Below are 20981 nucleotides of genomic sequence, written 5' to 3'. Positions count from 1 at the left end.
CTTCCCGGCAGCGTCCCACAATTATAGCGGGAAAATACGTTTCCGGCACTAGGCTTTGGTCGGATGCTGCGCCGCGAAGGGCGTCTTGTCTCGCGGTTCAGGAGGGCTCGAGGCCGAGCGACCGCGCGCTCTCGATCCAGATCGGCAGCTCGCGCTGATATAGGGCGTTGGTTTCCTTGAAGCCGATCGCGGGTTCGAGCACGAACGTATTGAGAACCTCCTTCACCTTCGGATCGTTGTTGGCAGCGACGCAAAGCTCCGCCAGGCGGTCGACGACCGGTTGCGGTGTCGCCTTCGGCACGGCCCAGCCGGAGAAGCCGCTAACGGTGAAGAATTTCGACGTCGCGCCCTGCTCGGGGAGGGTCTTGATATCGGGGATGGCGTCGACCTTCTTCGAATGCACCGCGAACACGGTGCCACGGTCGCTCTGCAAAACCGATTGCGCTGCCGTGTAGCTGCCCATGGCCACATCGAGCGTACCTTCCAGCATGCCCGTCCACATCGGGGCTTCGCCGCGATAGTGGATCGGCTCGATGGCAAGGCCATACTGCTTGTTGAGCTCGTGGACCGTCATATGCGGGGCCGAGCCCGCGCTATAGGTGCCGAAGTTGACCTTGCCGCTCTTGCGCGCAAAGGCGACGAAATCCTCCAGCGTCTTGACGCCGGTCTTCGGGTTCGCCACCAGCAACAGGCCGGCGCCCGGAATGACGCTGACGAGCGTCAAATCCTTGTCCATGTCGTAGCCGGGAGTCTTCATCACCACCCGGTTCATGATGTAGGTGGTCGAGATCGAGCACAGGATGGTGTGGCCGTCGGGCTCCGCGCGGGCGACCTCCGCCGTCCCGATCGCGCCCGCGGCACCGGGCTTGTTCTCGACGACGACGGTCTTTCCGACCTGCTTGGCAATGAATTCGCCGTAGGCGCGTGCGAGCAGGTCAGTCTGTCCGCCGGCGGGATAGCTGCAAATCATGCGGATCTGCCGCGATGGCCACGCAGCCTGCGCCGAGGCGCCGCGCGAGACGAAGGGCATCGCGAGTGCGGTGGTGCCGGCGGCGATGAAGTGGCGGCGATCGAGCGTTGCGGACATGATTCTCTCCCGGATTGCCGTCGACGGTACTGCATCGGATCGCCTCTGCCATGGGTGGCAGGCGAGACACATTGGCGCATTCGAAGGGCCGCGCTGTGCCTATTCGGGCGTCATCCGGACAATCCCACTTTTCGCATGACACGCAGCCAGGCGATTTCGGTCACGGCTACCGCAAGCAAGCCAAAGGTGCCGCCGATCAGCACGTTGACGATGCGCTCCTCCGCGATGCCGCTGGCGCTGCCGGCGAAAGAGGCGGCCAGCGCGATGAAGAAGCAGCGCAGGCCGAAGCCGATGATGTAGCGGGAGAACGAGATCAGCGTGAGGGTGGCCGCGAGAACCGCGAGCGCATAGCCGACCCGGCTTTGCGGCAGCACCATGCCGGCGAGGAAACCGAGCGGCACGCCGGCGACGGCGCCGATCGCCCGCTGCTTCAGCTTGCCGGTCGAAGCGGCGAGATCGCCGACCACGACGCTTGCGGCCGACCACATCACCCATTGGCCCTGCGCGAGATCGAGGATCTCGACCAGAGCCGCCGCAGCGAATACCGCAAGGGCGGTTGCCGCCGCGGACACAAACCATTCGGCCGCGGGCGCTCCGAACGAGGTCGCGGCATCGCCGCACCGTCGCTGGTCGTAAATCCGGATAGCGCAGACCAGCGCCAGCGCGATCGGAGAGGACACGATGATCATGCCGGCATGGCGCAGAGCTTCCGAGGCGCTCACGCCCTCCCGCACCTCGCAGGCAAGATACACGGCGGGGATGAACACCCAATTCCCAAGCGTGCGGAAATGTTCGCCATGGCGCGTCACCGCGACCGCAAGGAATCCGGCGAGCGCCGTCAACACCGCGAATAGCGGCTTGATCGAGCTCGCGAGGAACAGCGCGGCAAAAGTGAGGAGGATGGCGAGATAATGCCACGTGACGACTTTTGGCGGCAGGCGCAGCCTGAGCGCGGGAATGAGCAACGAGACCGCGACCAACCCGAGATTCAGCAGCGCCGTCTCGCGCGCGAAGAAATAGGCGGCGACTATGGGGCCGACGACGATCAGCGCCCGCACCAATTCGCCGGTCTTGATTTCGCGCGAGAGGAGATCGCGCAGGCTTGCGGCGGAAGGATTCACGATGCCACCGGATGGCCGAATGAAAACGGCGGCATCATAGGGGGCAGAATGTCGTCGAGCCAGCGATGGTTGTAACGGGCCCGTCGCCGACCACTTTATCCGTCATTCCGGGAGCCGGACGCTCCGGTCAACGCTGAATGATCTTCATCCAGACGTCGCCGAGGATCGCAGGCTCACGCGGCGGCAGATAGGTCAGCCCCGCCTGCCTGCCGAATTCGGCGATCTTGCGCTCGGCAGCAAGCCCGCTCAGCGCCTTGTTAACGGCGTCGATCAGCGCGGGATCGCTGGCGAGCCCGACATAGCCGCGATTGGCCCCGATTGGATAGTAGTAGCCGGACGCGGTGATCGCCGTATCGGGGTGCGCGGCGCGATGGGCGTCGAGGCGGCCGAGGTCGATCAGCGTCGCGTCATAGTCGCCCCGGGCAAGTGCACCGAGGAGATCATCGCGGCCGGGAACGAGATGGGTGATGTCGTCGATCAGGCGCCCCTTGTCGAAGGTCATGAGGATCGCATCGCCGAGCGAGCCGCTCTCGATGACGAGGCGCAGGCCGGCGAGATCGCCGATATCGCCGATCTTGCGACCCCGCGCCTTCGGTCCGAGCACGACCGTCATCGGCGAGTAGACATAGGGCTGGCTCGGCGCGAGCACGCCGAGCGCGACGCGGCGGCGCCGGTCGTCGCGCGTGGCGCCGGCAAAATCCGGCAGGCGCGCCGTTTTCATGCCGGGCTTGACGAGGGAGTCCATCGTCAGCGCGTAGCCGCCGACGAGCGAGCAGCGGCCGTCGGACAGCAGCGCATTGGCCTCGAGCTGCGGGCTCGAATCCTCGTCCAGCTTGCTCTCGAACCACTGGATCGTCAGCGGCCGTCCGAGCCGATCGGCGATCGCTTGCGCCAGCAGCACGTCGAACCCCGAGCCCGGCTTGCCCTTGTGATGCACCGAGAGCGGCGGCCTGTCCTCGTCGAGACAAATCTTGAGCGGATCGTCGGCCGCGCGTGCAGCCGCGGCCGCCGCCGCGAGGATCGCGGCAATGCTCCAAGCGGCCAGCCAGCGCCTCATGGTTTTCTCCGGCTCGAGATGAAGGCCCAGAGATTCCCGATCTCCTCGTCGCTGAGAATGTCGGCCCAGGGCGGCATCTTGTTGTTCTTGCCGTTCTTCACCGTGGTGACGAAGCGCGTCTTGTCGTCGGGGAAGGCGCGCAGGTCGGGCGTGATGGTGCCGGGGTTCATCATGTTGGGACCGTGGCAGTGCGAGCATTTCTCGGCATAAGTCGACTTGCCGTGGTCGATCTGTGCCTGCACGGGATTGCCGGTTGAATCATCCGCGGCACGAACGGTCGCCGCAAGCGCGACCGGCAGCACCGCGACGGTGGCGAGGATCGCCACCGTCTTGTGAGATAGCTTTCTCAGCATCGTGCCGTGGTTATTGCTTGACCGCAAAAACCCAAAGCGAGCCGCCGGGCGGGACCTTGGCCAGCCGCTCGTCGCCGGAGAACAGCGAGTAGACGCCGCCATAGCCGCTCGTCACCGCGACATACTGCACGCCGTCCTGCTGCCAGGTCACCGGTTGTCCCTCGATGCCCGAGCCGGTCTGGAACTGCCAGAGCTTCTTGCCGGTGTCGGCATCAAAGGCCTCGAACTCGCCGGTCAGCGCGCCCGAGAATACGACGCCGCCCGCGGTCGACAACACGCCGGAGAAGCGCGGGATGTCGCTTGGTGCTTCCCACTTCGCCTTGCCGGTCATGGGATCGATCGCCTTCAGATGACCGCGCGGGCCGTCACCCCATTCCCAGAGATCGGTGAGGTCCATGCCGAGATACCATTCACCCTGCTTGAAGGTGGCGGGTTCGGTCTTGTACCTGCCGCCGAAGGCGAGCGTGTTGGCGTAAGCGAGGCCGGTCTGCGGATTGAACGACATCGGCTCCCAGTTCTTGCCGCCGAGGATCGACGGATAGACGGTCACCTTCTTGCCCTCACGCGCATCCTTCGAGACGTCGGTCTCGATGGGGCGCCCGGTCTTCATGTCGATTCCCGTCGCCCAGTTGACCTTCACGTAAGGATTGGCCGCGAGCAGCTTTCCGTTGGTGCGGTCGAGCACGTAGAAGAAGCCGTTGCGGTTGGCGTCCATCAACACCTTCGTCGGCTTGCCCTCGACGTTCATGTCGGCGAGGACCATCTCGGCCACGCTGTCATAGTCGAACGGATTGTTGGGCGAGAACTGGTAGTGCCACTTGATCTTGCCGGTCTTGGGATCCATCGCCAGCACGGAGCAAGTGTAGAGGTTGTCGCCCGGGCGCACCGCCGAGTTGAACGGTCCGGGATTGCCGATACCCCAATAGACCGTGTTCAGCTCGGGATCATAGGAGCCCGTAATCCAGGTGGAGCCACCGCCGAGCTTCCAGGTATCGCCCTTCCACGTGTCGCCGCCGGGCTCGTCCGGGGATGGGATCGAATGGGTGCGCCACAAATGCTTGCCCGTTGCGGGATCCCAGCCGTCGATGAAGCCGCGGGTGCCGAACTCGGCGCCGGAGATGCCGGTGATCACGACGCCGTCGGCGACCAGCGGCGCCACCGTCATCGAATATCCCTCCTTGATATCGGCCGCCTTCTGCCGCCACAGCTCCTTGCCGTCCTTGGCGTCGAGCGCGATCACGTTGGCGTCGAGCGTGGTGCGGAACACCTTGCCGTCATAGAGTGCGGCGCCGCGATTGATGATGCCGCAGCAGACGATGCGCGGCGTTTCGGCAGGATACTCGACCTTGGATTTCCAGATCTGCTTGCCGGTCTTGGCGTCGACCGCCATGGTCGCGTTGTGCGACGTCACGTAGATCACGCCCTGGTACACCAGCGGCTGCGATTCCTCGCTGCGATCGTCGTTGAAAGAGTAGTTCCAGACCGGGACAAGGTTCTTGACGCTGTCCTTGTTGATCTGGTTCAGCGTCGAGAAACGCTGGAGATTGTAGCCCATCCCGTAATTGAGAACGTTCGATGTATCGGTCGCGCCCTTGACCAGCTGCTCGCTGGTTTGTGCATTTGCACAAGTCGATGCAAGCATGACGAGGCTCGCGGCCATCGCAAAGCGTTTCATCCGTCCCTCCCAATATGCGCGCCTATTGACGCTGCGACAGCAACACTCCGCCCGAATGCAAAACGCGTCAATACGAAAGTCGTAATTGGGATGCCGATATGGTGGGCGGCGGGATGCCGGTCACCTGACGGAGAGCTGACAAGCAACTCGCACTTGTGCGCAGGCGCTGAAGAAATTCCGCGGCATGGAGCAGTGCGCGTGCGCGACGGCAGCGGTCGGGCCGACCGGTTCCGCAAGTTGTACGGGCGCAGGCTGCAATTCGGGGCTTGAACCGAGGCTCGCTTGTGGACTTATGTCGTTTCGATCCGGCTCGAATCGGAGCTCTTGGTCTGGGAGGTTTTCATGATATCGCGTCGCTCTGTTGCACTTGCGTTCACGATTGCACTGCTGGCCGGTCCGGCATGGTCGGCCTCCGGCAACGCGGTCAAGGCGTTCGATACCGACAATGACGGCACGCTCGATCTTGCCGAGGTGAAGAAGGCAGCGGCCGCGTCGTTCGCCAAGCTCGATCCCGATCACGACGGCACGCTCGACGCCCGCGAATTGCGCGGACGGTTAACGGCGAAAGAACTCGCCGCCGCCGATCCCGATCGCGACGGGACTCTCACGCTCGACGAATATCTCTCCGTGGTGGAGCAGCGCTTCAACGCAGCGAATCCCGACAAGGACGGAACGCTGGATGCGAAGGAGCTGAACTCGCGCACCGGCCGCGCACTGCTGCGCCTGTTGCAGTGAGCGCCGTGCTGCTTGACTGGGAGCGAAGGCGAGTTGCCCCAGAGAGAAATTTGCAAGCGCGATGCGACAGTTCGCTGTGTCAACGGCGCGATTCCCGACTTGCGCTGTGGCTGACGCAGCCCTAGGTTTTGGCCGGCGCGATGTCGCGCTCAATCCCTTGGGAGTCCCCGAATGGCCTGGAAAGCTCCGAAGATCGTGGAAGTGCCGGTCGGCATGGAAATCAACATGTACGCCTGCGCTTTGCGCAAGTAAGACCACAAGTAAGGCTGACGACCTGCCGCGGCTTCGATGGCAACCACCGTCGAAGCCGTGGTAGTGTCGGGGATGCGCGCGAGAGCCCTTACATTCCGGACCATAGCCGCCTGCACCGTCGCGCTCGCGCCGGCATGCGTCAGCGCCGAAGAGGGCTTCGATACCGAGCACATTTTCGGCTTCATGATCGGCACCGATGTCGGCAATCCCGGCGAGCGCGAATTCCAGACCCAGACGACAGGTCGATTCGGCAAAGGCGGCGGGACCTATCGCGCGCTGTCGCAGGAGGTCGAGATCGAGGTCGTGCCGCTGCCGAACTTCCGCGTCGAGGTCGGCGGCACGGCCACGCTGCACGACATCACCGGCGTCCCCGATATCGGCGACCGCCGCCAGTTCAATTTCCAGGGCGCTTCGCTCGACCTGCGCTATCGCCTGCTCGATCGCGAGCACGCGCCGTTCGGGTTGACCGTCGCCGCCGAACTCCATGGCGACCGCATTGACGAGACCTCCGGCGCAAAAGGGCGGATGTACGGTACCGATTTCACGCTCGCCTTCGATCGCGAGCTGATCCCGAACTTTGCTATCGGGGCGCTCAACCTGATCTATCAACCCGAATGGGCGCGCTTCGAGATGACGGGGCTATCCGAAAAGAGCTCAACCGTCGGCGCGGCCTTCGCCGGCCTGGTGCGCGTGCGGCCCGATGTGCTGCTCGGCGGCGAGGTGCGCTACTTCCGGCAGTACGAAGGCATCGGCCTCGGCGAGTTCGCAGGACAGGCGCTCTTCGTCGGTCCGACCGCTTATTTCCAGCTTTCGGAGCGCTCGCGCCTGACCATGAGCTGGAGCATGCAGGCCTGGGGCCGTCCGGCCGGATCAGGCGGCAATCTTGATCTCGCCAATTTCGAGCGCCACCAGGCGAGGCTGGTGTTTGGGATCAATTTCTAGCGCTCGCTCAGCGGTTGCGGGGACATGCGACCGGCAATTCCCGCTCGATTTCGCGCGGCCGGATTGAAACTTCCGGCTCCTCGGAGCGTAATCTTTTGTGCTAATCTTCATCGCCTCTGCGAGGATCCCGGCATGAACCCGATCGACCTGGTGGTGACTGTGTGTGCGGTGCTCTCGCCTGCGACCTGCGAGGAGCAGCATCTGGTGTTCAACTATGCGGGGTCGCCGACGCAATGCGCGATGGCTGCGCCGCCCTATATCGCGCAATGGGTCGGCGACCATCCGAAGTGGCAGGCGGTGCGATGGCGCTGCGAATATCCGCACCCGAATGACAAGGCGTAAGCCGCCGGCGTTATTTCGTGCAGTCCTTCAGATCCTTGTCGGCGATCGAGAACACCGCATCCGCCTTGATCTCGATGTCGCGCACGATGCACTGCCGCGCATTGGGATAGCTGACCCTGGCGTCGTAGCGGCCGGGCTCGACGCCGGTGATGCGCAGCCGCTCGTCGTGGTCGACCTCCTTGTCCTTGTCGTTCAAGCACTGGTTCGGCCCCCACTCGGTCTTCCCGGCCGGCGAGAGCTGGAAGCCGGAGATCGTCTCCGTCGTCAGATTCCAGAGCCGGATACCCTTGCCCTTGGCCTGCGCGAGCGCCGCGTCCGGCATCGCAACCAACAGGATGCCGATCGCAATCAGCGTACGCCGCATGGTGAACCTCCCGCGAAGATGTCGTTGGTCCAGTTGACCATGAGTTCTCATTTCGATTCAAGCTGCAACGCCGCGAGCTCGGCCCTGATCTTGCCGAGCTCGGCCTCGCTGCGCCCCGCGCGCGGGATCGCAATCGGCACCTCGCGCACGATGCACGCCGGTCGCGGCGACAGCAAGAACAGGCGGTCGCCAAGGCGGATCGCATCATCCAGGCTGTGGGTGACGAGCAACGTCATCACCGGACGGCGCGCCACCAGCGTCGCGATCTCGTCGCGCAAACGGCCGGCGAGTGCGTCGTCGAGCGAGGCGAGGGGCTCGTCGAGCACGAGCAGGTCGGGCTCCACCGCAAAGGCGCGGGCGAGCGCTACGCGCCGGGCGAGGCCTAGCGACAGCTCGCCGGGAAAGTGGTTGCGATGCGCGTCCAGCTCCAGGATCCTGAACAGCTCGGCAAGCTTGGCGTCGGTGACATCGGGTGCCGCAAGCCGCACATTCTGCTCGACCGAGCGCCATGGCAGCAGCCGCGGCTCCTGGAAAACCATGCCGATCCGCGCTTCCGGCGGGCGCGAGACGCGTCCCTCGAAATCGCGGTCGAGCCCGAGGATGATGCGCAGCATCGTGCTCTTGCCGCAGCCGGACGGACCGATCAGCACGCCGACCTCGCCGGATTGCAGCGCGAAGCTGACCGGCGCGAGCACCTCCTGCGTTCCGCCCGCGGCACTCCTGAACGTCTTGCCTGTGATATCGACCTCAAGCCGCACGGGGTCGCCACCGTGTCGCACGGGCTTCGAACGGTTGCACCAGCGCGGTTTCGATCACCAGCACGACGGCGGCGAAGGTTAGCGAATAGGCAAGCAGCCGCGGCGTGTCGAACAGCTGGAAGGCGACGCCGATCTCGAAGCCGACGCCGTTGGGTCGCCCCAGGAGTTCGGCGACCAGTACGATCTTCCACACCAGCGATAATCCGGACCGGGCTGAGGCTGCGATATAGGGTGCCAGTTGCGGCAGCACGACGTGGCGGAAGGCGCGCCAGCGCGGCATCGCGAACACGCTCGCCATCTCGTCGAGCGAGCGGTCGAGCGCGCGTGCGCCCTCGCGCAGGGTGACGATGGCGGTCGGCAGCTTATTGATCGCGATCGCCGCGATCGCTGCGGCCTCGGTGAGGCCGGCCCAGATATAGGCCAGCACGATCACGACCAGCGCGGGCAGGTTCAGCAGCAGGATCAGCCAGGGATCGCCGAGCCGGTCGGCGAGCTTCACCCGTCCCATCAGATAGCCGATGGCGCTGCCGAGTGACATCGCCAGCACGAAGGCGAGGCTTACGCGGACGAGCGTGGCGCCAAGATGCAGGAACAGCGCGCCGCTCGATGCTTCCGCGACGACGACGTCGAGCACGGCGGGCGGGGAGGGCAGCTTTGCGGCGCCGACGAACAGCGCGGCTGTCCACCAGATCGCGAGCAACAAGGCAAACGACAGAAGACGCAGCACCTCAGTCTCCGGGAACTGCGTGATAGAACGTGCCGGGCTCGAGTTCAGCGGCCGAGCCGACGAGGTCGCGTCCGCCGGTCTCGGCCAGCACGCGGTAGAGCACGCGCGCGTCCTTTTCTTCGTCATCGATGCTCCGGCGCGGAATGCCGTCGCGATATCGCTCGCGATAGGTCTTGAGCAGGGTGGCATCGCTTGTGCCGGTGAGCGGCGCGATCTTGTCCCAGGCGGCATCCGAGGTCGCCAGCAGCTGCTTGGCCTTGCGCGTCATCGCGATGAAACGCGCCACGGCCTCGCGATGACTTGCCGCCCAGCTCTCGTCGAAGACATAGCCGACTGCTGAGACCGCGCCCTTGGCGCCGAGCTTCGGCAATATGTCCTCGATGCCAGCAAGGCGTCTAAAACCCTTCGCCTCCAGCTGTGCGCAGAAATTCCAGAAGTTGAGGCTTGCATCCATCTCGCCGTCGAGCGCCTTGGCGGCGATCAGAGGCGGAGCCCCATAGACGATAGTCGCCTCCGATTTCAGGTCGATGCCGTCCTGCTTCAAGCGCGCCTGGAGCAGCAGCCAGCTCTTGTCGATGGGACCGCCGCCGACCGCGAGCTTGCGGCCCTTCAAATCAGCCAGCGACTTGATCGGCGAGGCGGCCGGCACCATCACCGCGCCGAGCGCGCTGGAATAGGGATAGAAGGTGAGCTTGGCGCCGAGCGTGCGCTCGCGCGACACCCACAGCCAGTCGGACAGGATAATGTCGGCATTGCCGGCGCGCAGCGCGATCTTGCCGGCCTCGGGGCTCGCAAGCTCGGTGACGTCGAGCGACAGGTCGGCCTCCTTGTCGAGGCCACCGGCGCGGATCGCGGCCAGCTCCCACGAGAATGTTCCGGTCTTCTGCACCGCAAGGCGGATCGTATCCGCGGCGCGGCCGGGCCCGGCTAATGTCAGCGCCAGCGTTACCGCAAGTGCCAATGATCGACCAATTGCTCTCATCACCTTGTGAGCCGTTTCCTCTGATAGAGTGCTTTTCAGGACAATACGCATAGCATAGCTTCCGTCGCAACCAGCGGGAGGACGCGCATGAATCTGGCCGGACAGCTACGACCGATTGTCGCCGCATTGGCGGTGTGGGCTGCGACCGCGCTCGCCGCGCAGGCTGAAGAGGCCAATGATTATCCGACGTCGGCGCGCACCGAGTATGTCTATGGCTGCATGAAGGCCAATGGCGAGAGCCGGCAGGCGATCGAGCAATGTTCCTGCTCGATCGACGTGGTGGCCTCGATTGTATCCTATGAGCGCTACGTCACCGCAGAAACCGCGCTCAGCATGTCCCAGGTCCGCGGCAATCTCGGCGTCCAGTTCCGCACCTCGGAGCAGGCCAACTCGGCCGTGAATGATTTGCGGCGAGCGCAGGCGGAAGCCGAGGTGAGGTGTTTCTGATACTTTCTTCCTTCTCCCCTTGTGGGAGAAGGTGGCGCGAAGCGCCGGATGAGGGGTATGTCTCCGCGAATACTACCGCAAGAGAGTAGCTCGCGGAGGCGAACCCCTCACCCAAGCGAATTTTTGTCTACCAGCGGTGCTGCCCCTCTCCCACAAGGGGCGAGGGCACAGCCATCCGCAGCGCGTTTGACTTTGAAGGGGAAGGTGGCGCGCTACGTCCCCGGCTTCTCCACATCCCACTCGTTGCGGAACACGTGTCCGTCCGTATCCTTCGCTTCCGCGCGAAAACGCTTGGCGCCGTTGGACACATAGGTGAAGCGCAGATTGGGATCTTCCGAGATCGAGATGCCGCCTTCCATCGAGAGCACGGGGCTGTCGTCCTGCGTCAGCTTGAGCTGGTTGACGAAAAAGGCGGGAATGTAGAGCTGCGTGACCTGGTCCATCTGCAGCCCGGAATTGTTGGGATGGCCGATCATGATCTGAGCCTCCCGCATGCGGCTCGCCGGGGCCTCCTCGCGCGCGAATTGCCGGTAGCGCATCTGCCCGAGTCGATTCTGGGCTTCCTCGGCATTCTTCCCCGCCGGTGCCGAGCAGCCGCCGGAGGCCTTTACATAGACCTTTGAGACATAGAGCTGGCCGTCGCTGAGCTCGGCCACCGCATGGACGTCAGTGTAATTGTTGACGCGCACGCGCGTCGAGATTTCGGTGACGTTGGCATCCGGTCCGAGCTCGAACTTCGCCGCCATTGGCGCGGGATTACGATCGATCACCAGCGTGATCGAACGGATGCGGCGGGCATCGCCAGGCGAGAGCTTGCTGCGCAGGGTCACCGGCACGATGGCCGCGTCCTCGGCGCGATACGGCATTTCGATGCCAATGACATTGCCGCCGTCATTCATCGGACGGTTGCTGAAGATGTCCTGCACCAGGCCCGGCCAGGGATCGTAAGCCTCTTCCGCCTGCGCCGGCACGGCGAATGCAATGCCGAGGAGCAGGGCGATCAGAGGTAGTCGGCGCGTGCGTCCCGTCATGGTCATGGTCATGGTCCCGCGGACGAAGCAACGTTTCGCGCATCGTAGCGCGTCCGCTACTCCCATTCAATTTCCGAAAATGCTGCGGTTGCGTTGCGGGCATTGTAGTCGTCGAACAGCTCCCAGTGCGGCCGTTCCGAGGCGGCGGCCTTGTCTGCGGCGATTCGGATCGGCTCGCCCTTCTTGTTCGACGCCCGGACGTCCGCCAGCAGCGCCATCAGATAGCGCCGTTCATCGGTCAGCGCCGCAGGCCATTCGCTCACGGGCCCGTGACCCGGAACGACGCGCTGCGCCGGAATGCTCTCGAGTTCCCCGAGGGTACCGAGCCAGCCGCGAATGCTGCCGTCCATCACCGGAATATGGCGGAGGAAGACGAGGTCGCCAGTGAACAGCGTCTTCGTCATCTCATCGAACACGGTCAGGTCATTGTCGCTGTGCCCGGCCGGCCAGGCCCGCAAGCTCAGGCGGCGCGCGCCGAGATCGAGCGTCATTGTGTCCGTGACGAGCATTGTGGGTGGCACGATCTTCACGGGAGATATCAATTCGTCGCCCATGATGCGCCTAAAATTGTCGAGATAATACGGCCCGCGGGCAGCGAGCGCCCGCGGCAGCCTGCTGTGACCGACGAAAATGTTGTCCCCGACTGCGAAGGCCGCATTCCCGAAAACATGGTCGGGATGGCCGTGGGTGTTGATGACGTAGCGGATCGGCTTGCTGGTGCGGGCCCGCACCGCCGCCAGCAGCGCCTCGCCCTCGCGAACGCTACCGCCGGTATCAATCACGGCCACCGCATCCTCGCCCACGATGAAGCCGACATTGGCGATGTCGCCCTCATTCTCGCGGGTCATCAGGGCGATGGTCCCGGAGTGTACGAAGATTCCCGGCGCGACTTCGCTTACAGGCAATTCGGCCGCTGCGGCGCATGCTAGCGTCGCTGTCACCAGCAGGGACAAGGCTGCGATCACGAGAGCGATGCGAGACACTTTTCAGCCCCAGTTCAAAGGTTGTGCGCATTGCACTGCAACAAAGAAAGCCAGCACACAGTCTGGCAAAACATGGCGCGTCATGCGTTGCATGGCTAGCATTCAACAAGCCCAGGAGGAAGCGCGATGACGGAGGCCGGACGACATCGTCGCTGGTTGTTTTCACTGAGTATCCTGGTTGCGTCTTGCGCGTTCGGCGACGTCGCCATCGCGCAGACCAACGAGACGGGTGACCTCTCGTTCGAGCTGGTCGACCCCAAGGTGTTGCGCGTCTGTTCCGACCCGCGCAATCTGCCGTTCTCGAACGAGAAGGGCGAGGGGTTCGAGAACAAGCTTGCCGAGCTGTTTGCGGACAAGCTCCAGAAGAAGCTCGACTATGTCTTTTTTCCGCAAGCCACCGGCTTCGTGCGCATGACGCTCGGCTCGCATCGCTGCGACGTCATCATGGGCTTCCCCCAAGGCGATGACCTCGTGCAAGGCACCAATCCCTATTACCGCACGAGCTATGCGCTGGTCGCGAAAGCAGGCAGCGGGCTGGAGGAGGTCGACACGCTCGAGGATCCCAGGCTGAAGGGCAAGCATGTCGGCATCGTCGCCGGCACGCCGCCTGCGACCAACATGGCCATTGCGGGACTGATGGGTGATGCAAAGCCCTATCCGCTGATGATCGACACGCGCTACGACAATTCGGCGCAGGCAATGATCGATGATCTCACGGCGGGCAAGATCGACGCCGGCGTGCTGTGGGGACCGATGGCAGGGTTCTACGCGAAGAAGGCGGGGTCGCTTCATGTCACGCCGCTGGTGAAGGAAACCACCGGGCCCAAACTGGTCTATCGCATCGGCATGGGCGTGCGTGGCGCCGACCAGAACTGGAAGCGGCAGCTCAACAAGCTGATCCAGGAGAACCAGGGCGAGATCAACAAGATCCTGCTCGACTTTGGCGTGCCGCTGCTGGACGAGAGCGATCGGCCGCTCGGCGCGGAGACGGCCAAGAAGACGCCATGAGGCAGACGCCATGAGGCGGCACCTTGCCGCTGCGCTGGTCGCCGCCGTGCTGGTGGCGCCGGTCGTTGCGCAGCAGCAGGAGCCGTTCGAGCCGGAGGGTTATCGCACCGACAATTACCGCGCGCCTGTGCCGGCGACGCTGGGCGGCGCGCGCGTGCTGTCGACGTCAGAAGCCGAGGCGATCTGGCACGCGAAGAGCGGCGCCTTCATCGACGTGCTGCCGCGCGCGCCGAAGCCGAAGAACCTTCCAGCGGGTACCGTCTGGCGCGAGGCGCCGCGCAAAAACATTCCGGGCAGCATCTGGCTGCCGGACACCGGCTACGGCACGCTGCCGCCCGCCATGGACGATTATTTCCAGCGCGGCCTCGCGCGTGCATCACACGGCGACAAGACCGCGTTGCTCGTGATCTATTGCCTGGCCGATTGCTGGATGTCCTGGAACGCCGCCAAGCGAGCGCTCGCGTATGGCTACTCCAACCTCGCCTGGTATCCCGATGGTACCGACGGCTGGGAGCGCGCCAAACTTCCGACCGAGGAGGCGCAGCCCGAGCCGCGGCCGGAGCAATAGGCAAGAGATCGTCATGCCAGATCGTCATGCCCGGGCTTGTCCCGGGCATCCACGTTCTTGGTGCCGTGTGGCCATGCGTGGATGGCCGGGACAAGCCCGGCCATGACGCCGTGTCGCACGTGGGAAGAGCGAGGAAAAGCCTACTGCTTCTGCAACTTCGTCAGCGTGCCCGTGCCGTTATTGTCGGTCGCAGAGTAGCTCACCCTGTCGCCGGCGTGGACGGCGTCGAGCATCGCGGCATCCTTGGCCTTGTACTCCTGCAGCGCGCCGGCGCCGCCCGCGCTGCCGCCGACTGTGCCCTTCTGCGTCTGCTGGATCGAAATCGTGCTGTTGAGCCGATCTATCCGGGTGACCATTCCGGTCAGATCGTCAGCGAATGCGCTGCTTGCGAGCATGCTGATGGCCGCAGCGCCTGCGAGGATGAATTTCGTGGTTCCCATCGAGGCCTCCCGATGCCTTGGATTACCCGTCGACAAGACATCCTAGGCCGATTTGGTTCCGGCATATAGCACGGCGGCAGGTTAATGATCGCAATGGAGGCGAGGGAACCTGCCGCGTCAATGAGGCTGACGCTATTCCATTTCCTGCTGGATCACGCGTCCGAGCGCAAACAGCCGCTGGTCGATGGTGGTGGGAACCTCGCAAACGAACCGCACCACCTTGTGGCGGTCCTCGAAAATGCGGGTCTTCCAGATCAGCTCGTTGCTGAGCGCATCGACCTTGGCCTCGTCGCGCGGCGTGGCGCCCTGGAGCGCCTGGAGCTGAACACTCTCCTCGCGGATCTTGTCGGCCGCTTCGCGCTGCTTGCGGCTGACGCGTTCCAGTCCGCTCATGACCTGCGAGCGCTGAGCGTTGAGCGTGTCGAACAGGCCTGCGAACAGCAGTTTCGCATTCGCAGTCTTGTCGACCGCGGAGCCCGCTAAAAACTCCCTCACCAACTTCTCGGCTTCGTCCAGCGGCGTCTTGCGTGCCGACAATTTGGCGACCAGCGCGCTGACTTTGGCGTCGTCCTTCCACTTGTTCTGCACGTCGTCAAGCGAAGGACCGGCCCAAACGGCCGCGAGCGAAATTTCCGGCACTTTTGCCTGCGTGCAGGGCCAATCCGGATAGCGCGGATCGGCCGCGCGTGCCGCCGTGCTCGCGGCTGCGAGCAGTAGAGCGGCCATGGCCAGAACCCGAACCGTCATCCTTCGCCTCCCGCAGGGCCCCGTCGCGCCAGCCCGCGCGAGGGATCATAGGCCAGAATCGCGCCGATCATGAAGACGATTGTGCAGGTCGCGACCACCGCCAGCGAGATCCAGTTGATTTGCCCGTAGAATGCAAAACGTATCAGCTCGACCGCATGGGTGAACGGATTGGCCTCGCAAACATAGTAGAGATAGGGGCTGCCCTCCTGCACCCGCCAGAGCGGGTAGAGCGCCGATGAAGCGAAGAACATCGGGAAAATGACAAAATTCATCACGCCGGCAAAGTTCTCCAGCTGCTTGATGCCGGAGGAGATCAGCATGCCGAGCGAGCCCAGCATCAGTCCGGACAGGATCAGTGCCGGCAGCACCGTGAGATAGCCTGATAGAGGAGGCGTGATGTCCCAGAACCAGGCGATCAGCAGGAACGCATAGACCTGGAGCAGCGACACCGCGGTGCCCGCGAGCAGCTTGCAGAACAACAGGTAGCCGCGCGGCAGTGGGCTGACCAGCAGCGTGCGCATGTTGCCCATCTCGCGGTCATAGACCATCGACAGCGAGGACTGCATGCCGTTGAAGAGCTGGATCATGGCCATCAGTCCGGGCGCAATGAAGACCTCGTAGAGGATGTAGGTCTCGTAGGGCGGGATGATGGAGATGCCGAGCACCTGACGGAAGCCAGCGGCGAAGATGAACAGCCACACCAGCGGCCGCACCAGCGCCGAGACGAAACGCTCGCGCTGGTGCAGAAAGCGCAGGCCTTCGCGCCAGACGATGCCCGTGAGACAGGTCATGTATTCGGCGGCCGAGAAGCCGCGCGGCGCCTCGCGCGTGGTGATGCTGCTCATGCGCCGCCACCCGGCAGGGTCTGCGCGCCGGTCAGGCGCATGAAGGCGGTGTTGACGTCCTGCGCGCCGGCTTCCGCGACGACGCGGCTCATCGGTCCCTGCGCCAGCACCTTGCCCTGATGCAGCACCACGAGATCGTCACCTGCCACGATCTCGTCGAACAGATGCGTGGCCCAGAGCACCCCGATGCCTTGCTCGCTCACGAGCTGGCGCACATGGCTGATGATGTCGGCGCGCGCCTTGACGTCGAGGCCGACGGTCGGTTCGTCCAGCAAGAGCAGGCGCGGCCGGTGCAGCAGGGCGCGTGCGATCTCCAGCCGCCGCATCTGCCCGCCCGAGAGATCGCGCACCTTGCTGCCGGCGCGCTCGGTAAGCCCGATGCGGCCGAGCAGCTCGGCGGCTCGCGCACGCGCCTCGCGGCGGCTGATGCCGTGGAGTGCTGCGTGATAGAGCAGGTTCTGCGTCAGCGACAGATCGAGATCGAGCGTGCGCGGCTGGAACACGACGCCGAGCAACCGCAGCGCTTCGCCTGGACTCTTGCTGATGTCATGGCCGAAAATGCCGACGCGGCCGGACTGGATGCCGAACAGGCGCGTGATCAGCGAGAACAGCGTGCTCTTGCCCGCCCCGTTGAGGCCAAGCAGGGCCGTGAAGCTCGCAGGCTGCACGTTGAAGGACACGTCCATCAGCGCGCGGCGCGGGCCATAGGCGTGGCTGACGCTGTCGATCGATAGCGCGGGCACGGCCGCCGGAGCTGGCCTTGGTGTTTCGCGTTGTTCGGCGATGGGAGCAGGGCTGGTCATGGCGCGATCGTGATACCCCAGGGCAGTTCACCCACTTGAATGGTCTTGATTACTTTTTGCGCGGCGACGTCGATGACGGAGACGTCGTTCGATACGCCGTTGGTGGTCAGCAGATATTTTTCGTCCGGCGTGAAGGCCATGTGCCAGACCCGTTGTCCCACCAGCAGATATTTCGTCACCTTGCGCGAGGCGGTATCGACCACGGCGATGCGGTTGGCGGGACCGAGCGCGATGAAGGCGGTCTTGTCGTCCCGGGTCATGCCGATGCCGACGGGCTGGATCGCCTCTTTCCTCAACCCCGGAATCTCGAAATTGATCTTGCCGGTCACCTCGTGCTTGCCGGGATCGATGATCGAGACGGTGCCGCCGATCTCCGAGGATACCCACAATTCGGAAGCGTCGTGCTTGAATTCGGCAAAGCGCGGCCGCGCGTCGACCAGCACGTTGGCGACGATCTGGCGCGACGATGTGTCGATGAAATGCGCCATGTTGGTGGTCTCGGACGTGTTGATCAGCGTCTTGCCGTCCGGGCTGATGGTCATGCCCTCGGGCTCGACGCCGACCTGGATGTCGCCAAGGCGGGCGCGCTTCTCGAGGTCGATCACGGTCACTGTGTTGTCGTTCTCGTTGGCAACATAGAGGACCTTGCCGGCGGCATCCTGGGCGAACAATTCCGGGTCGGGCCCGGAGGGCAGGCTGTCCACCACGGTTTGCGTCTTGGCGTCGATCATCTGGATGGTGTCGTCGTCGCCGACCGCGACCATCACGAACTTGCCGTCGCGCGTGAAGTCGATGCCGCGCGGACGCTGCCCGACCTTGATGGTCTTCGTCACCGTCCAGCTTTCGGTATCGATCACCGACACGGTGTTGCTCTTCTCGTTCGAGACATAGGCGATGAACGCATGCGCCGGCGCCGCCGTCAGCGCCAGTGCGGACAGCAACCCAACACGCCACGCGCGCAACATCTTCTTCCTCACTTCAGCTTGCATTTGCTCTCCGGGCGGTCATAGCCGAGCGTGTCGAGCTCGGAGACCTGGTGCAGGAAACCTTCCTGCGGCGACACCGACACCACCATGCGGCCGTCGACCAGCAGGATCGGCTGACGCAGCTGCAGGTTCCAGTCGCGCAAGGTCAGCTTGGTGCCCTTGAAGGCGGCGACCGAGAAATCCGGCCCCTTGATGAAATCGGTGACCTTCTTGACGTCGCCGGAACTGGTGCGTGAGGTGGCCTCTCCGATCATGCGCACGGCCGTCCAGGCCTGCATGTCGAGCGCGGTCATCCGCCGCGCATTCAGCTTGACGAAACGGTTCTGCATCTGGATCGCGCCCCACTGGTCTTGCGCGGCGTCCCAGCTCCGCGGCACCAGCCCGGCAGAGCCCGCGACAGGCCGCGGATCCCAGGTGCGATAGGGCAGGTAGGCGCCGAACACCTCGCTCTCGTCAGCGGCGACCAGCACATCGTAGGCCGGAGCCTGTTGCGTGAATACCGGCATCTGGCGCTGGATCAGCGTCACGCCCGAGTCTGTGCGGCGCGCGCCGCCTTTGTCTTCGAAGCTGCGCTCCTGCACGATCTTGGCGCCGAACCGCGTCGCGGTGCGCCGGAGCGCATCGGCGAACAGTTTGTCCTCGTCATGCGAGCCGACCACGAGCAGCCAGCGCTTCCACTGCTTCCACACCAGATACTGACCGAGCGCATCCGCCAGCATCGCGCGCGTCGGCGCGGTGTGGATGACGTTGGCACGGCAATCGGCCTCGCGCAGCCGCTCGTCGATCGCGCCGGCGTTGAACAGCAGCGTGCCGCGCTCGCGCAGGGCGTCGGCGACTTTCAGCAGCGCGTCGGCCGGCAGGTCGGCGATGATGAAGCCGTTGCGTGCGGCGAGTTCGGTCGCGGCCTGCACGGCATCCTCGCCCTCTTTGATACGCCGCTCCTCCAGCGCAAAGCGCTGGTCGAGGAACTTGCCGGTGGTGTTGTTGTCCTCGATGGCGAGGCGTGCGCCGGCGACGCCGTCATTCTCCGCGGGCTGCTCGACCAGCGACAGCGTCGATCTGGTACCGGCGATTCCGAGATAGCCGACGCCGATCATGACAGGGTCGGCCGCGAGCGCGCTCGTCGCAGCAACACCTAGGCCGATCAGGCCGACCAACCATCGGATCATGTTTCCTCCAGATGTTCTCCCCGGCTTGACCGCCGATGGAGAATTGTCTCTGCTAAAGCATGACCGATTTGTCAGGCCATGCAACCCCGCATTTCGTCCTCACGCTGCCACGCTGGGAATCACGATCATGCGAGCGCTGATATGTTTCGTCGCTTTGCTGTTGACGGGCTCGGCCGCATTCGCCGATCCGCCGAAACTCGCCGTGTTCGATTTCGAACTGATCGACACCAGCCTGCCCGGCGAGTTCTACGGCTCCAAGCCCGAGGAGGCGCGGCTCGACCTCATCAGTGAGCAGTTGCGCAAGGCACTGGTCGAGTCAGGCAGGTTCCAGCTGCTCGATATCGCGCCGATCCGGGACGCGGCCCGTCACGCCAATCTGCAGGCCTGCGGCGGCTGCGACCTCAAGCTTGCCGGACAGTTGGGTGCCGACCTGGAAATCACCGGCATGGTGCAGAAGGTCTCGAACCTGATCATCAATCTGAACATCTACCTGCGCGACGTGAAGACCGGCAACATGATCACGGCCGCGAGCGCCGACATGCGCGGCAACACGGATGAATCCTGGACGCGCACGATGAGCTATCTGATCCGCAACCGGTTGCTGGCACCGAACTACGGCAAGCCGGAGTAGGTTCTTCCGAGAGAGAAGAAGCCATCACCCTTTCAATCTCTCCGCATGCCAGTGCAGGTGATCGCCCATGAAGGTCGAGATGAAATAATAGCTGTGGTCGTAGCCCGCCTGCCGCCGCAGCGTCAGCGGAAGGTTGGCCTTGTTGCAGGCGGCTTGCAGCAGCTCCGGCTTGAGCTGCTCCTTGAGGAAATTATCGGCCTCGCCGACATCGACCAGAAAGCCTGAAAATTTCGCGCCGTCCTCGATCAGCGCTACCGTGTCGTGGCTGCGCCAAACGTCCTTGTTCGGCCCCAGATAGCCGGTCAGCGCCTTGATACCCCAAGGTACAAGCGACGGCGCCACGATCGGCGCAAAGGCGCTGGCCGCGCGAAAACGGTGCGGGTTGCGCAGCGCGACCGTCAGCGCGCCGTGGCCGCCCATCGAATGGCCCATCACCGATTGGCGCTTCGCATCGACCGGAAAATTCTCCGCCACGAGTTTCGGCAGTTCGTCGGTGACGTAGCTCCACATGCGATAATTGCGTGAAAACGGCGCCTCCGTCGCGTCGACATAGAAGCCGGCGCCGAGGCCGAAATCATAGGCGTTGTTGGCATCGCCCGGCACGTCGGGGCCGCGCGGGCTCGTGTCGGGCGCGACGAAGATCAAGCCGAGCTCGGCGCAGGCCTTGCGGAATTCGCCCTTCTCGGTGACGTTGGCGTGCGTGCAGGTGAGGCCGGAGAGATACCAGACCACGGGCAGCGTGGCGCCCTGCGCGTGCGGGGGAACATAGACCGAGAACGTCATGTCGGTTCCGGTCGCCTGGCTGGCATGGCGATACACGCCCTGCACGCCGCCATAGGATGTATTGGTCGAGACAGTCTGGATCGTCATGCCGTTATGCTCCGTGGCATCAAACCACATCAGGATTGCAACGCTTGTGTGACCGAAT

The 20981-nt window shown here is 64.2% G+C and carries 26 protein-coding genes; 8 read left to right on the top strand and 18 right to left on the bottom strand.

Going from position 1 to position 20981, the window contains the following annotated elements:
• Positions 1 to 97: 97 nt before the first annotated feature.
• The 5 genes from AC0L3U_RS32990 to AC0L3U_RS32970 form a co-directional block, all read right to left on the bottom strand.
• Entirely contained in the window at positions 98 to 1087 is a 990-nt protein-coding gene (locus AC0L3U_RS32990) for a Bug family tripartite tricarboxylate transporter substrate binding protein (RefSeq protein ID WP_473294763.1), read from the bottom strand.
• A gap of 110 nt (positions 1088 to 1197) precedes the next feature.
• Positions 1198 to 2208, bottom strand: a complete 1011-nt coding sequence (locus AC0L3U_RS32985; RefSeq protein WP_473364525.1) for an FUSC family protein — start codon at positions 2206 to 2208, stop codon at positions 1198 to 1200.
• Positions 2209 to 2335: 127 nt separating this feature from the next.
• On the bottom strand, positions 2336 to 3265 hold the full coding sequence (locus tag AC0L3U_RS32980) for a substrate-binding periplasmic protein (protein ID WP_473364524.1): 930 nt from the start codon (positions 3263 to 3265) through the stop codon (positions 2336 to 2338).
• The gene (locus AC0L3U_RS32975; RefSeq protein WP_473364523.1) at positions 3262 to 3618 is read right to left on the bottom strand and encodes a c-type cytochrome; all 357 of its coding nucleotides are present in this window, start codon (positions 3616 to 3618) and stop codon (positions 3262 to 3264) included. The genes AC0L3U_RS32980 and AC0L3U_RS32975 overlap by 4 nt, the downstream gene beginning before the upstream one ends.
• Positions 3619 to 3628: 10 nt before the next feature.
• Entirely contained in the window at positions 3629 to 5293 is a 1665-nt protein-coding gene (locus tag AC0L3U_RS32970) for a methanol/ethanol family PQQ-dependent dehydrogenase (protein WP_473364522.1), read from the bottom strand.
• 342 nt (positions 5294 to 5635) lie between these two features.
• Here AC0L3U_RS32970 and AC0L3U_RS32965 point away from each other — a divergent pair, with 342 nt between their 5' ends.
• From AC0L3U_RS32965 to AC0L3U_RS32950, 4 genes are all read left to right on the top strand, one after another.
• Positions 5636 to 6028 (top strand): EF-hand domain-containing protein, encoded by a 393-nt coding sequence (locus tag AC0L3U_RS32965; protein ID WP_473364521.1) that lies wholly within the window; start codon positions 5636 to 5638, stop codon positions 6026 to 6028.
• A 171-nt stretch (positions 6029 to 6199) separates the two neighbouring features.
• Positions 6200 to 6280 (top strand): pyrroloquinoline quinone precursor peptide PqqA, encoded by an 81-nt coding sequence (gene pqqA, locus AC0L3U_RS32960; protein ID WP_018460299.1) that lies wholly within the window; start codon positions 6200 to 6202, stop codon positions 6278 to 6280.
• Between the two features lie 36 nt (positions 6281 to 6316).
• Positions 6317 to 7222 carry a hypothetical protein gene (locus AC0L3U_RS32955; protein ID WP_473364520.1) on the top strand — a complete coding sequence of 302 codons (906 nt, stop codon included), beginning with the start codon at positions 6317 to 6319 and terminating at the stop codon, positions 7220 to 7222.
• A 132-nt stretch (positions 7223 to 7354) separates the two neighbouring features.
• Complete coding sequence (locus AC0L3U_RS32950; protein WP_027566545.1) at positions 7355 to 7564, top strand: hypothetical protein; 210 nt, start codon at positions 7355 to 7357, stop codon at positions 7562 to 7564.
• 10 nt (positions 7565 to 7574) lie between these two features.
• Here the strand turns inward: AC0L3U_RS32950 and AC0L3U_RS32945 are convergent, their stop codons facing one another.
• The 4 genes from AC0L3U_RS32945 to AC0L3U_RS32930 are packed head-to-tail and all read right to left on the bottom strand — an operon-like array spanning position 7575 to position 10395.
• Positions 7575 to 7928, bottom strand: a complete 354-nt coding sequence (locus tag AC0L3U_RS32945) for a hypothetical protein (protein WP_473364519.1) — start codon at positions 7926 to 7928, stop codon at positions 7575 to 7577.
• Positions 7929 to 7975: 47 nt separating this feature from the next.
• Positions 7976 to 8686: an ABC transporter ATP-binding protein gene (locus tag AC0L3U_RS32940; RefSeq protein ID WP_473364518.1), complete on the bottom strand. Its 711-nt coding sequence runs from the start codon at positions 8684 to 8686 to the stop codon at positions 7976 to 7978.
• A complete protein-coding gene (locus tag AC0L3U_RS32935) occupies positions 8676 to 9413 on the bottom strand; it encodes an ABC transporter permease (protein ID WP_473364517.1) in 738 nt (245 codons plus the stop codon). Before AC0L3U_RS32935 ends, AC0L3U_RS32940 begins: the two co-directional genes overlap by 11 nt.
• Before the next feature lies 1 nt (position 9414).
• Positions 9415 to 10395 (bottom strand): ABC transporter substrate-binding protein, encoded by a 981-nt coding sequence (locus AC0L3U_RS32930; protein WP_473364558.1) that lies wholly within the window; start codon positions 10393 to 10395, stop codon positions 9415 to 9417.
• An 87-nt stretch (positions 10396 to 10482) separates the two neighbouring features.
• Here AC0L3U_RS32930 and AC0L3U_RS32925 point away from each other — a divergent pair, with 87 nt between their 5' ends.
• Positions 10483 to 10842 (top strand): hypothetical protein, encoded by a 360-nt coding sequence (locus AC0L3U_RS32925; protein ID WP_473364516.1) that lies wholly within the window; start codon positions 10483 to 10485, stop codon positions 10840 to 10842.
• Positions 10843 to 11054: 212 nt separating this feature from the next.
• On the opposite strand, the gene AC0L3U_RS32920 is transcribed toward AC0L3U_RS32925, so the two are convergent.
• Together AC0L3U_RS32920 and AC0L3U_RS32915 are read right to left on the bottom strand one after the other, a co-directional pair.
• Complete coding sequence (locus AC0L3U_RS32920) at positions 11055 to 11873, bottom strand: quinoprotein dehydrogenase-associated SoxYZ-like carrier (protein WP_473349592.1); 819 nt, start codon at positions 11871 to 11873, stop codon at positions 11055 to 11057.
• 56 nt (positions 11874 to 11929) lie between these two features.
• A complete protein-coding gene (locus tag AC0L3U_RS32915) occupies positions 11930 to 12856 on the bottom strand; it encodes a quinoprotein relay system zinc metallohydrolase 2 (protein WP_473364515.1) in 927 nt (308 codons plus the stop codon).
• Positions 12857 to 12982: 126 nt separating this feature from the next.
• Here AC0L3U_RS32915 and AC0L3U_RS32910 point away from each other — a divergent pair, with 126 nt between their 5' ends.
• Positions 12983 to 13864, top strand: a complete 882-nt coding sequence (locus tag AC0L3U_RS32910) for a substrate-binding domain-containing protein (RefSeq protein ID WP_473364514.1) — start codon at positions 12983 to 12985, stop codon at positions 13862 to 13864.
• A 10-nt stretch (positions 13865 to 13874) separates the two neighbouring features.
• Positions 13875 to 14432 carry a PQQ-dependent catabolism-associated CXXCW motif protein gene (locus AC0L3U_RS32905; protein WP_473364513.1) on the top strand — a complete coding sequence of 186 codons (558 nt, stop codon included), beginning with the start codon at positions 13875 to 13877 and terminating at the stop codon, positions 14430 to 14432.
• A 140-nt stretch (positions 14433 to 14572) separates the two neighbouring features.
• On the opposite strand, the gene AC0L3U_RS32900 is transcribed toward AC0L3U_RS32905, so the two are convergent.
• From AC0L3U_RS32900 to AC0L3U_RS32875, 6 genes are all read right to left on the bottom strand, one after another.
• Complete coding sequence (locus tag AC0L3U_RS32900) at positions 14573 to 14872, bottom strand: copper-binding protein (protein WP_007601401.1); 300 nt, start codon at positions 14870 to 14872, stop codon at positions 14573 to 14575.
• 132 nt (positions 14873 to 15004) lie between these two features.
• Positions 15005 to 15619, bottom strand: coding sequence for a hypothetical protein (locus tag AC0L3U_RS32895; protein WP_473364512.1), 615 nt, complete (start codon positions 15617 to 15619; stop codon positions 15005 to 15007).
• Positions 15616 to 16464: an ABC transporter permease gene (locus AC0L3U_RS32890; protein WP_473364511.1), complete on the bottom strand. Its 849-nt coding sequence runs from the start codon at positions 16462 to 16464 to the stop codon at positions 15616 to 15618. Before AC0L3U_RS32890 ends, AC0L3U_RS32895 begins: the two co-directional genes overlap by 4 nt.
• Positions 16461 to 17267 (bottom strand): ABC transporter ATP-binding protein, encoded by an 807-nt coding sequence (locus AC0L3U_RS32885; RefSeq protein WP_473364510.1) that lies wholly within the window; start codon positions 17265 to 17267, stop codon positions 16461 to 16463. The genes AC0L3U_RS32890 and AC0L3U_RS32885 overlap by 4 nt, the downstream gene beginning before the upstream one ends.
• The gene (locus tag AC0L3U_RS32880) at positions 17264 to 18256 is read right to left on the bottom strand and encodes a YVTN family beta-propeller repeat protein (protein ID WP_473364509.1); all 993 of its coding nucleotides are present in this window, start codon (positions 18254 to 18256) and stop codon (positions 17264 to 17266) included. Before AC0L3U_RS32880 ends, AC0L3U_RS32885 begins: the two co-directional genes overlap by 4 nt.
• Positions 18241 to 19422, bottom strand: a complete 1182-nt coding sequence (locus AC0L3U_RS32875) for an ABC transporter substrate-binding protein (RefSeq protein WP_473364508.1) — start codon at positions 19420 to 19422, stop codon at positions 18241 to 18243. The genes AC0L3U_RS32880 and AC0L3U_RS32875 overlap by 16 nt, the downstream gene beginning before the upstream one ends.
• A 127-nt stretch (positions 19423 to 19549) precedes the next feature.
• On the opposite strand from AC0L3U_RS32875, the gene AC0L3U_RS32870 reads away from it, so the two are divergent.
• The gene (locus tag AC0L3U_RS32870; protein WP_456768819.1) at positions 19550 to 20053 is read left to right on the top strand and encodes a DUF3280 domain-containing protein; all 504 of its coding nucleotides are present in this window, start codon (positions 19550 to 19552) and stop codon (positions 20051 to 20053) included.
• 24 nt (positions 20054 to 20077) lie between these two features.
• Here the strand turns inward: AC0L3U_RS32870 and fghA are convergent, their stop codons facing one another.
• Positions 20078 to 20923, bottom strand: a complete 846-nt coding sequence (gene fghA / locus AC0L3U_RS32865; protein ID WP_473364507.1) for an S-formylglutathione hydrolase — start codon at positions 20921 to 20923, stop codon at positions 20078 to 20080.
• Positions 20924 to 20981 lie beyond the last annotated feature (58 nt).

The sequence above is a fragment of the Bradyrhizobium sp. Kon69 genome, assembly GCF_055807515.1.
The sequence above is the reverse complement of the archived record's forward strand: the minus strand, read 5'-3'. Positions and strand labels throughout refer to the sequence as shown.